The sequence below is a fragment of the uncultured Leifsonia sp. genome (assembly GCF_945957465.1).
Classification (GTDB): Bacteria; Actinomycetota; Actinomycetes; order Actinomycetales; family Microbacteriaceae; genus Leifsonia.
The window spans coordinates 17,304-28,317 of the sequence record NZ_CAMFLC010000042.1 but is presented as its reverse complement, the minus strand read 5'-3'; the positions used below and the strand labels follow the sequence as shown (position 1 = coordinate 28,317).

Sequence of the window (11,014 nt, the reverse complement as noted above, 5' to 3'; positions counted from 1 at the left end):
CCCTCGATGCCCTCGGCGATCAGCTGCTCATCGCTCGGCACGTCGGCCTGGAAGTAGCGGTCACGCGAGTAGGAGGTCTTCTTGCCGCGGGTCTGCAGGGCGCCGAGGGAGCCCATGCCGCGGTAGTTCTTGAACTGCTTGCCGTTGACGAACACCAGCTCACCAGGCGACTCGGCCGTACCGGCCAGCAGCGACCCCAGCATGACGCTGTCCGCGCCGGCGACGAGCGCCTTGGCGATGTCGCCCGAGTACTGGAGGCCTCCGTCGGCGATCAGCGGCACGTTCGCGGAGCGGGCGGCCAGCGACGCCTCGTACACAGCGGTCACCTGCGGCACGCCGACGCCGGCGACGACGCGCGTGGTGCAGATGGAGCCCGGGCCGACACCGACCTTGATGGCGTCGGCGCCCGCGTCGATGAGCGCCTGGGCGCCCGCGCGGGTGGCCACGTTGCCACCGATCACGTCGACGTGCGAGGCGCGCGGCTCGTGCTTGAGGCGGCGGATGATGTCGAGCACGCCGGCCGAGTCGCCGTTGGCGGTATCCACCACGATGACGTCCACACCCGCGTCGACGAGGGTCATCGCGCGGTCCCAGGCGTCGCCGAAGAACCCGATCGCGGCGCCGACCCGCAGGCGGCCCTCGTCGTCCTTGGTGGCGTTGGGGTACTTCTCGCTCTTGTCGAAGTCCTTGACGGTGATCAGGCCGCGCAGCCGACCGTCGGCATCCACGAGCGGGAGCTTCTCGATCTTGTGCTCGGCGAAGATCGCGACGGCCGCGTCCGGGTCGATGCCGACGGGCGCGGTAATGAGCGGCATGCGCGTCATCACGTCGCGGACGAGCGTCGTCGACCGCTCGAACGGCGAGACGAACCGCATGTCGCGGTTGGTGATGATGCCGACGAGCTTGCCGTCGCCCTCGACGACCGGAAGGCCGGAGACACGGAACTGCCCGCAGAGGGCGTCGACCTCCTCCACGGTGGCGTCCGGAGTGGTGGTCACCGGGTTGGTGATCATGCCCGACTCGGAGCGCTTGACCTTGTCGACATTGGTCGCCTGATCCTCGATGGACAGGTTGCGGTGGATGATGCCGATGCCGCCGTGACGGGCCATTGCGACGGCCATGCGCGACTCGGTCACGGTGTCCATGGCGCTGGACAGCAACGGTGTCGCCATGGTGATCCGCTTGGTCAGGCGAGTCGAGGTGTCCGCCTCGCTCGGGATGACGTCGGTGTGCCCGGGGAGGAGCATGACGTCGTCGTAGGTCAAACCGATGAATCCGAACGGATCCGCCTGGTCCATTTCACCCCTATCAAGGTCGCGCGAGTGTGGATGTCCAATGGTAACGGGAGAACCTGGTGGTCTATTCCGCGGGCGGGCGGGTCACTCCACCGGTGCGAGGTCGAGCTCGGCCTGCCTGCGCCCCTGTCGTGCCGCGACGATCATGTCGACGCTCAGGACGGCGAGGGCGAGCCACACGATTCCGAAGCCGATCCACCGCTCGGGCGGCATCGCCTCGTTCAGGAGCACGACGCCGACCAGGAACTGGATGAAGGGCGCGAAGTACTGGATGAACCCCATGTAGACCAGCGGCAGCCTCCGGGAGGCAGCGGCGAAGAACAGCAGCGGCACCGCCGTGATGACACCGGCGCCCACGAGCAGCACGGCGTGCCACGGCCCCCCGCTGCCGATGGTCAGGCCGGCGGTGACGGAGACCACGACGAGCTGGACGATCGCGACCGGAGTCAGCCACATCGTCTCGAGCGTGAGCCCGGACACGGCGTCCACGCGCCCGCCCACCCGCTTCTTGATGAGCCCGTAGAAGCCGAACGAGAAGGCGAGGATGAGCGCGATCCAGGGGATCTGCCCGTAGCCGACGGCGAGCACGATCACGGCGACGACGCTCACGCCGACGGCCACCCACTGGGCGATGCGCAGCCGTTCGCGCTGCACGATCACCCCGAGGAACACGGTGACGATCGGGTTGATGAAGTAGCCGAGCGCGGCCTCCACCACGTGCCCGCTCACCGTTGCGAGCACGTACGTCTGCCAGTTGACGTAGATGAGTGCGCCGGCGAGACCCATGGTGAACAGGACGCGCCGGTCTTTCAGCAGAGCACCGAAGGCGCGCCAGGATCGCGTGACCGCGATCGCGATGGCGCAGAAGGCCAGCGAGAAGATCACGCGCCAGGCCACGATCTCCCACGCGCTCGCCGGAGCGAGGGCGAGGAAGTAGATGGGGAGGATACCCCAGAGGACGTAGGCGGAGATCGCGTAGATCAGGCCGGACCGGCGGTGTTCGGTGAGGGGCTGTGACACTCCCACGACACTACTCCGCGCCGCGGACACTCCGGTCCGCGCGGTGGAGCGGCACTCCCGCTCCGGAACTGACGAAGCCCGGGTGCTGGGCACCCGGGCTTCGTCGAGAGAGTATCGTCAGCGGACGACGACCGCGAGAACGTCGCGGGCCGACAGGACGAGGTAGTCCTCGCCGCCGAACTTGACCTCGGTGCCCCCGTACTTGGAGTAGATCACCTTGTCGCCGACGGCGACGTCGAGCGGCACGCGGTTGCCGTTGTCGTCGATGCGGCCCGGTCCGACGGCGACGACCTCGCCCTCCTGGGGCTTCTCCTTGGCGGTGTCGGGGATGACCAGACCGGAAGCAGTGGTCTGCTCAGCCTCGACCTGCTTGATGACGATGCGATCTTCGAGCGGCTTGATGGAGACCGACACGGTTGACCTCTTTCTTTGGTGAACTCAGTCTTTGCGAACTCAGGTGGAGTGCGGTTTGCGTTAGCAAACTCGCACGGAGAGTGCTAACACGAGTCTAGGGGGTGCGTTAGCAGTCCCGCAACGTGAGTGCCAGAAGGTACCGTGGTGCACATGGATCGGTCGGAACTCGTCGAACTGCTGAGCCCCGAAGGGCTACGGCTGCTCGACTCCCTGCCTCCCTACCGGTCCGAGAAGGACGTGCTCGGCATGGTCACCTCGCTGCGCAAGCAGGGACACTCCCCCGGGCTCGTGGCCGCCGTGCTCACCCAGGCGAAACTGCGCAAGAAGGCGGCGGGCAAGTTCGGCGAGTTCGCCTCCCGGATGCTCTTCACCGAGGCCGGGCTCGAGCAGGCGACGCGTTTGTCGGTCGCTGCGCGCCACGCCGGTCGCTTCCGGGCTGCGGGGTTGACGCGCATCGCCGACCTCGGCTGCGGGATCGGCGGCGACGCTCTCGCCATCGCCGCGCTCGACCTGGAGGTCACCGCGGTCGACGCCGATGAGGTCACCGCCGCGATCGCCGCGTTCAACCTGGCGCCCTTCCCGTCGGCGACGGTCGAGCACCGCCGCGCGGAGGACGTGAGCCTGCGCTCCGTCGACGGCGTCTTCCTCGACCCCGCCCGGCGCACTGCCGGGCACACCGACACCGACCGTCTGACCGATCCCGACGACTACACGCCGTCCCTCGGCTTCGCGTACGAACTGGCGACGGGCCGCTCGGTGGGCCTCAAACTCGGGCCCGGGTTCGACCGCGATCTCATCCCGTCCACCGCCGAAGCGCAGTGGGTGTCGGCCGACGGTCAGGTCGTGGAGCTCGGGCTCTGGTTCGGAGCGCTGGCGCGACCCGGGATCCGGCGAGCGGCGCTCGTGATCCGCGGCGACGACGCGCACGAGCTCAGCGCGGAGGCCGACAGCGAAGACGCCGAGACCGGCGATCTCGGCGAGTACCTCTTCGAGCCGGACGGCGCGGTCATCCGCGCTCGCCTGATCGGCGACCTGGCCCGACGGCTCGGCGGCCGGATGCTCGGCGACGGCATCGCCTACATCACGGCGGACGAGCCGGCGCAGACGCCGTTCGCCGCCGGATTCCGCATCCTCGAGACGCTCCCGTTCGCCGAGAAGGAGCTGAAGAAGGCGCTGCGGGCCCGCGACGTCGGCACCCTGGAGATCAAGAAGCGCGGGGTGGACGTCGACCCCGCGGCACTGCGAACCCGGCTCAAGCTCACGGGATCGCGCCCGGCGACCGTGATCCTGACCCGGGTCGGCGGCAAGCACACGGCTCTGCTCGCCGAACGACTCTGACAGCCGTCCGGCGAGCGCGGGTCGTGCGCGTCAGTACCGGTAGGTCGCGTTGAAGTTCGCGAGGATGATGCCCAGCACGATCCAGAAGATGATCGCGATGGCCACGCTGACGAAGCCCAGGATGATCCCGGTCAGCCAGAACCCCTTGGCCTGCGGCTCCTTGCTGCGGCCGATGAAGCCGAGCACGATCGCGGCGACGCCGAACAGGAACCCGATGCCCCACGCGAACGTGAGCACGATGCCGACGATGCCGCCGACGAGCGACAGGATGCTGAGGATCGGCGACTTGGCTGCCGGCTGCGCGTAGGGCTGCGCATAGCCGGGCGCCGGCTGACCGTAGGCGGGCTGGCCGTAGCCCGGAGCGGGCGGCTGCTGCCCATAGGGCTGCTGCGGCTGCTGCCCGTACGGCTGCTGCCCGTAGGGCTGCTGTGGCTGCTGGCCGTACGGCTGCTGCGGAGCACCGTATCCGGGAGCGGCCGGCGGCACCGGGGGTGCGGGCGGCGCGACCGGTGGAACGGGCGGCACGCCGTCCGGTACCGGTGCCGGGATGTCGGACGGCGGCGGAACCGGCTGAGCGGGAGTTCCTTCCGTTCCTTCGGGCTCGGCTGCGCCTGACGGGGTGTTCGGATCGGACATTCTGCCCATCTCCCTCTCTGGTGGCTTGCTGGGAAAACGCTGTACCACCTCAATCGTCGCAGTGGGCCACCGGCGTGTCAACGCCCGGTGTCCGCGGGTGTCACCGGCCGGCGCCGGGCGGTCTCGACCTCGTTCCCCCTCGTCTGCTCCCGGGTTCAGGCCTCGGCCACCTGGATCTCGGTCACGGGGAGGGTGGAGTCGGCCCCGAAGTCCAGCCGGCTGGGCTGCCGACCGGCCAGGATGAGCTGCGCTCCGAGTGCCGCGATCATCGCCCCGTTGTCGGTGCACAGCGAGAGCGCCGGAATGCGCAGTGTCACGCCGGCTTCGGCCGCGCGCTGGACGGCGAGTTGGCGCACCCGTGCGTTCGCGACGACGCCGCCGCCCAGCAGCAGCCTCGGCACGCCGTGGTCGAGGCACGCGGCGATCGCCTTGGTGAGGAGCACGTCGGCCACGGCCTCCCGGAACGAGGCCGCCACGTCGGCGATAGGCACGTCCTCCCCCGCGTCCTGGCGCTGCTCGACCCACCGGGCGACCGCGGTCTTGAGGCCGGAGAACGAGAAATCGTAGCGGTGCCGCTCGAGGTCCTTGGGCTTGGTGAGCCCCCGGGGGAAGCGGATGGCGCGCGGGTCGCCGTCCGCGGCGACCCTGTCGATCTGCGGACCGCCGGGATACGGGAGGCCGAGGACGCGTGCGACCTTGTCGAACGCCTCGCCCGCCGCGTCGTCGATGGTCTCGCCCAGGAGCTCCACGTCGGACACCAGGTCGCGGACGAGCAGGAGCGAGGTGTGGCCTCCCGACACGAGCAGCGCGACGGTCGGCACCTCGACCGGCTGGCCCGGGCCGCCGGCCGCGTCGAGGACGTCGGCGCCGACATGGCCGACGAGATGGTTGACGGCATAGAGAGGCTTGCCGAGCGAGAGCGCGAGCGCTTTGGCCGCGCCGACTCCGACCATCAGCGCTCCCGAGAGACCCGGTCCGCTGGTCACGGCGATCGCGTCGAGGTCGGCGAGCTCGATCCCGGCATCCGCGACCGCCGTGCGGAGGGTCGGGGTCAGCGCCTCGAGATGGGCGCGGGCCGCGACCTCCGGCACGACGCCGCCATAGCGGGCGTGCTCCTCCATCGAGGAGGCGATCGTGTTGGAGAGCAGGGTCGTGCCCCGCACGATGCCCACACCGGTCTCATCGCACGACGTCTCGATGCCGAGGACGAGCGGCCCCGCGCCGTCGGCGGAGGGCAGGAAGGAACTCGCGTTCATGCGATCGTGGTCTCCGGGGTCGTGACGGTCAGGCGCATGACGATCGCATCCACCTCGTCGGGCTGGTAGTAGCGCGGACGCACACCGATCTCCTCGAAGCCGAGCGTGCGGTAGAGCGTCTGGGCGCCGGGGTTGTCGGCACGCACCTCGAGGAACACCTCGCTCGCGCCGCGATGGCGGGCTTCGCCGATCAGTGCGAGCATGAGCGCCCTGCCGAGTCCGTGCCGCCGCGCGTGCGGCACGACGGCGATGGTCTGGATGTCGGCCTCCCCGGCACCCCTCGGCGCCAGCAGGCCGCCGTAGCCGTCGACGCGGTCGCCGTCGTCGACGGGGACGGCGACCAGGTAATACCCGTGCGCGGCCGCCAGCTCGCTGCGCATCGTGTCAGACGACCACGCGTCGGTGACGAATGTCGACCGCTCGATCGCCATGATGGCGTCGAGGTCGCGCTCGGTGGCGCGCCGCAGCTGCCACGACGCGGCACCCGCGGCCTCCGGGTTCGGATCAGTCACGCGCTCACCCGCTTCGGGCCGGCCGACAGGGTGACGTCGGGGGAGCGCAGGTAGAGCGGCTCGTCGCGGTCGAACGGCAGGCCGGCGGCGAAGCGGAGCTCTGCGATCATCCCGAGCATCCCGGCCGACACCTCGACGGCGGCCTCGCGTGCGAGATCGGCGTGCGGGATGTCGTCCGGCTTGCTCAGTCCGGGTCCGTCGAGACGCACCGGGAGGCCGTGCTCGTCGACCCCTGCGTACGCCGTCCAGTAGCGCTCCCGCCGCCGCGCGTCGGTGACGACGAGCAGCGGACCGGTGTGCCCGGCGAGGTAGCGTTCGTACGCGACGGCGTCGTGGCTCACGACCGGGACGAGCGGCCTGCCGGCTCCGAAGGCGAACGCGGCGGCGGCGGCGATGCCGACGCGCAGCCCGGTGAACGGGCCGGGGCCCATCCCCGCCACCACGCCCGAGAGCGCGGAAACACCGGTGCCGGATGCGTCGAGCGCCGCAGCGATGAGGTCGCCGACGACCTCGGCATGGCGCATGGTGTCGGTCTCGCCCACCTCGGCCAGGATGCCGCCGTCGCGGTCGACGACGGCGACGCTCGTTCCGGCGGACGTGTCGATGGCGAGAAGCATGACTCCAGCCTAAGCGCGCGCACCCCCGAAGCTCGTCGAGGGGCGCCCAAGCGCCCTCAAGACGCTTCGATGAGGGCGCTTATGCGCCCCTCGACCGTCAGTCCTCGGACTGCCAGCGCGGCCCGAACCCGGTCACGGTCACCGAACGCGGCTCATCGGCGTCGGACTCCGGCTCCGCGACGCCCTCGGACGCGCCGGTGGGACGGACGATCTCGACCTCCAGCCACGATTCGGCGACGCCGTCCAGCATCCCGCTGCCCCACTCGACCACCACGATCGAACGGGCGAAGTCGATGTCGAGATCGTCGAGCTCCAGAGCGCTGGAGAGTCGGTAGGCGTCCACGTGCACCAGCGGAGAACCGCCGTCGAGGCTCGGATGCGTGCGGGCGAGCACGAACGTCGGACTGGTGACCGGCCCGCGCACGCCCAGGCCCTCGCCGATGCCGCGGGTGAGCGTGGTCTTGCCCGCTCCGAGCGGCCCGGTCAGCACCAGGAGGTCGCCGGCGCGCAACAGTCGCGCCAGCTCGATCCCCAACTCGTGCATGTCGCCGGCGGTCGGGACGGCGCGGTCGATGAGGACGCGCCCCGTCACTCCGCGCCTCCGCGATAGCTGCGCCGCAACCGGCCGCCGAGGCGCGTGACGATCTCGTAGCTGATCGTGTCTGCGGCCTCCGCCCAATCGTCGGCCCCGGGAACACCGGTGGCAGGGTCGCCGAACAGCACGACCTCGTCGCCCACCGCCACATCGGCATCGCCCACATCGACGACGAACTGGTCCATCGCGACGCGGCCGGCGATGCGGTACCACTCCCCTGCGATCGACACGGGGCCACGACCGGAGGCGTGCCGCGGAATCCCCTCGGCGTATCCGAGGGGCACGAGCGCGAGCGTCGTCTCATCGGTGGTCCGATACGTGTAGTCGTAGGAGACCCCCGTACCGGCGGGCACGCGGCGCACGGCGGCCACCCGTCCGCGCAGCGTCATCGCCGGTCGCAGTCCGAGCTCGACGGCCGAGGCCGGGCCGAACGGGCTGAGCCCGTAGACCGCGAGGCCGAGGCGGACCAGGTCGAAGCGCGACTCGGGCAGGCTCAATGCCGCCGCGCTGGCCGCGATGTGACGGAGGTCCGGACGCAGCCCGGCGGCGTGCGCCTGCTCCACGCCGCGGGTGAACACGCCGATCGCCGCCCGGTCGTCTTCAGGAGACGCGTTGGAGAGATGGCTGAACACTCCGCGCACGACCAGGGCGCCGGTCTCTTCGAGTTCACGTGCCCGCGCGACAGCGGCCTCCCAATCCGACGCCGGGATCCCGTTGCGGCTGAGCCCGGTCTCGAGCTTCAGCTGCACGAAAGCCGGCGTCTCGGCGGAGCCCGCGGCCGCGGCGGCCTCGAGCTGGACGAGGGACGAGATGCCCAGGTCGATCCGGGCCGCCACCGCCTCGGCGAAGTCCGCGTCGGGATCGTGCAGCCACGCCAGCACCGGTGCGTCGATGCCGGCGGCGCGCAACTGCAGCGCCTCGGGGATCTCCGCGACGCCGAGCCAGTCCGCCCCTCCGGCGAGCGCGGCCCTGGCGCACTCCACGGCCCCGTGACCGTAGGCGTTCGCCTTGACGACCGCCATCGCGTGCGGCGTTCCGACGATCTCGCGCAGCCTGCGGACGTTCGCGGTCACCGCGTCGAGGTCGACGACCGCTTCCCGAAAGGCGTCGCTCATGCTCGCTCCAGGACGACGAACGCCGTGGCGAGGCCCGCATCATGCGACATCGACACGTGGATGTGCGCGATGCCGCGCTCCGCGACCTGACGACCGACCACGTTGTGCAGGACGAATCCCGGATTCCTCGCCGCGTCCGGCACGATCTCCATGTCGTGCCAGCGCACGCCCTCGGAGCCGCCCAGCGCCTTGATCAGGGCCTCCTTCGCCGCGAACCGTGCGGCCAGCGAGTGCACGGGCAAGCCGCGCTCGGCCGCTGTGAAGAGGCGCTCCCGCAGTCGGGGCGTGCGTTCCAGCGATCGGGCGAAGCGCGCCAGGTCGACGACGTCGACCCCGATGCCCGCGATCACGACGCTCCTACTCGACGGTGACGGACTTGGCCAGGTTGCGCGGCTGGTCGACGTCGAGGCCCTTGGCCGCCGAGAGCTCCATTGCGAAGATCTGCAGCGGAACGACCGAGAGCAACGGCTCGAACAGCGGAGCGGCCAGCGGGATGCGGATGACCTCGTCGGCGAACGGCAGCACCGCGGCGTCGCCGGCCTCGGCGATCGCGATGACGCGAGCGCCGCGGGCACGGATCTCCTGGATGTTGGAGACGACCTTCTTGTGCAGCTCGTCGGACCAGCGCGGGCTGGGGACGACGACGAAGACGGGCTGACCCGGCTCGATGAGGGCGATCGGACCGTGCTTGAGCTCGCCGGCGGCGAAACCTTCGGCGTGGATGTAGGCCAGCTCCTTGAGCTTGAGCGCACCCTCCAGGGCGATCGGGTATCCGACATGGCGGCCGAGGAACAGCACGGACCGGGTGTCGGACATCCAGTGGGCGAGCTGGGCGATCGTCGCGTGCGCCTCGAGCACGGTGGCGATCTTCTCCGGCACGGCCTGCAGCTCCTCGACGGCATCGCGCTGCTGCGCGTCCGACAGGGTACCGCGCACGCGGCCCAGGTGCAGGCCGAACAGGTAGAGCGCCGTGATCTGGGCGACGAATGCCTTGGTGGAGGCGACGGCGACCTCCGGGCCGGCGTGCGTGTAGAGGGCCGCGTCGGACTCGCGTGGGATCGTCGCGCCCTGGGTGTTGCAGACCGAGATCGCCTTGGCGCCGGCGTCGCGCGCATACTTGACGGCCATGAGCGTGTCCATCGTCTCGCCGGACTGGCTGATCGAGATCACGAGGGTGCCGTCGGTGATGACGGGCTCGCGGTAACGGAACTCGTGGGAGAGCTCGACAGTCACGGGCACGCGCGACCACTTCTCGATCGCGTAGCTGCCGACCAGGCCGGCGTAGGCCGCGGTGCCGCAGGCCACGATCGTGATGCGGTCGACTCCGGCGAGGAAGTCGTCGCCCAACGCGTCGAGCTCGGGGATGTGCACGGTGCCGTCGAGGACGCGCCCGCGCAGCGTGTTCGCCACGGCGTCGGGCTCTTCGGCGATCTCCTTCGCCATGAACGACGACCAGCCGCCCTTCTCGGCCGCGGAGGCGTCCCACGCCACTTCGAAGGGCTCGACCTCGACGGTCGCGCCCGCGAAGTCGGTCACGGTGACCGAGTCCGGGGTGATCGTGACGATCTGGTCCTGCCCGATCGCGACCGCGCGGCGGGTGTGCTCGACGAACGCGGCCACATCCGAGCCGAGGAAGTTCTCGCCCTCGCCGAGCCCGATCACCAGCGGCGAGTTGCGGCGGGCGCCGACGACGACGTGCGGCTGGTCCTGGTGCAGGGCGAGCAGGGTGAAGGCACCCTCGAGACGCGAGACGACCCGCTGGAACGCCTCACCGAGGTCGTTCGTGGCGCGGTACTCGCGGCCGAGGAGGACCGCGGCCACCTCGGTGTCGGTCTCGGATTCGAACGAGAAGCCGTCCGCGAGCAGCTCGTCCTTCAGCGTGGCGAAGTTCTCGATGATCCCGTTGTGGATGACGGCCAGCCGGCCCTCATCGCCGAGGTGCGGGTGCGCGTTGCGATCGGTCGGCCCGCCGTGGGTCGCCCAGCGGGTGTGGCCGATTCCGGTGCCGCCGTCGGGGATCGGGTGCGCCTTGAGCTCGTCGGACAGCACGGCGAGCTTGCCGGCCTTCTTGGCCGTTCCCAGCTGCCCGTCGGGGTCGATCACCGCGATGCCCGCGGAGTCGTATCCGCGGTACTCCAGGCGCTTCAAGCCGCCGAGCAGCACCTCCAGGCTGCGGTCGGTGCCGACGTATCCCACGATTCCACACATGCGCTCGA

General features: G+C 70.5%; 12 protein-coding genes. 1 reads left to right on the top strand and 11 read right to left on the bottom strand.

What is annotated here, in order from left to right; genetic code table 11:
- The 3 genes from guaB to groES all read right to left on the bottom strand — a co-directional run.
- Nucleotides 1-1,298 (bottom strand): IMP dehydrogenase (guaB, locus tag Q0Q23_RS15855; RefSeq protein WP_295126184.1); only part of this gene is annotated, 1,298 nt, incomplete at its 3' end.
- Between the two features lie 81 nt (nt 1,299-1,379).
- Nucleotides 1,380-2,315 (bottom strand): EamA family transporter RarD, encoded by a 936-nt coding sequence (gene rarD, locus Q0Q23_RS15850; protein WP_295126181.1) that lies wholly within the window; start codon nt 2,313-2,315, stop codon nt 1,380-1,382.
- A 117-nt stretch (nt 2,316-2,432) separates the two neighbouring features.
- Entirely contained in the window at nt 2,433-2,729 is a 297-nt protein-coding gene (gene groES, locus Q0Q23_RS15845; RefSeq protein ID WP_055894868.1) for a co-chaperone GroES, read from the bottom strand.
- A gap of 150 nt (nt 2,730-2,879) precedes the next feature.
- Between groES and Q0Q23_RS15840 the strand changes: the two genes are divergently transcribed.
- Nucleotides 2,880-4,067 (top strand): SAM-dependent methyltransferase, encoded by a 1,188-nt coding sequence (locus Q0Q23_RS15840; protein WP_295126175.1) that lies wholly within the window; start codon nt 2,880-2,882, stop codon nt 4,065-4,067.
- Between the two features lie 30 nt (nt 4,068-4,097).
- Here the strand turns inward: Q0Q23_RS15840 and Q0Q23_RS15835 are convergent, their stop codons facing one another.
- The 8 genes from Q0Q23_RS15835 to glmS form a co-directional block, all read right to left on the bottom strand.
- On the bottom strand, nt 4,098-4,703 hold the full coding sequence (locus Q0Q23_RS15835; protein WP_295126171.1) for a DUF4190 domain-containing protein: 606 nt from the start codon (nt 4,701-4,703) through the stop codon (nt 4,098-4,100).
- A 155-nt stretch (nt 4,704-4,858) separates the two neighbouring features.
- Nucleotides 4,859-5,959, bottom strand: coding sequence for a tRNA (adenosine(37)-N6)-threonylcarbamoyltransferase complex transferase subunit TsaD (gene tsaD / locus Q0Q23_RS15830; protein WP_295126168.1), 1,101 nt, complete (start codon nt 5,957-5,959; stop codon nt 4,859-4,861).
- A complete protein-coding gene (gene rimI, locus Q0Q23_RS15825; protein ID WP_295126165.1) occupies nt 5,956-6,471 on the bottom strand; it encodes a ribosomal protein S18-alanine N-acetyltransferase in 516 nt (171 codons plus the stop codon). The genes tsaD and rimI overlap by 4 nt, the downstream gene beginning before the upstream one ends.
- The gene (gene tsaB, locus Q0Q23_RS15820; RefSeq protein WP_295126162.1) at nt 6,468-7,088 is read right to left on the bottom strand and encodes a tRNA (adenosine(37)-N6)-threonylcarbamoyltransferase complex dimerization subunit type 1 TsaB; all 621 of its coding nucleotides are present in this window, start codon (nt 7,086-7,088) and stop codon (nt 6,468-6,470) included. The genes rimI and tsaB overlap by 4 nt, the downstream gene beginning before the upstream one ends.
- A 97-nt stretch (nt 7,089-7,185) precedes the next feature.
- Nucleotides 7,186-7,632 carry a tRNA (adenosine(37)-N6)-threonylcarbamoyltransferase complex ATPase subunit type 1 TsaE gene (tsaE, locus tag Q0Q23_RS15815; protein WP_295126187.1) on the bottom strand — a complete coding sequence of 149 codons (447 nt, stop codon included), beginning with the start codon at nt 7,630-7,632 and terminating at the stop codon, nt 7,186-7,188.
- Between the two features lie 44 nt (nt 7,633-7,676).
- A complete protein-coding gene (alr, locus tag Q0Q23_RS15810) occupies nt 7,677-8,798 on the bottom strand; it encodes an alanine racemase (RefSeq protein ID WP_295126159.1) in 1,122 nt (373 codons plus the stop codon).
- A complete protein-coding gene (locus Q0Q23_RS15805) occupies nt 8,795-9,148 on the bottom strand; it encodes a holo-ACP synthase (RefSeq protein ID WP_295126156.1) in 354 nt (117 codons plus the stop codon). Before Q0Q23_RS15805 ends, alr begins: the two co-directional genes overlap by 4 nt.
- Nucleotides 9,149-9,155: 7 nt before the next feature.
- On the bottom strand, nt 9,156-11,006 hold the full coding sequence (gene glmS, locus Q0Q23_RS15800; RefSeq protein WP_295126153.1) for a glutamine--fructose-6-phosphate transaminase (isomerizing): 1,851 nt from the start codon (nt 11,004-11,006) through the stop codon (nt 9,156-9,158).
- Nucleotides 11,007-11,014: the final 8 nt, after the last annotated feature.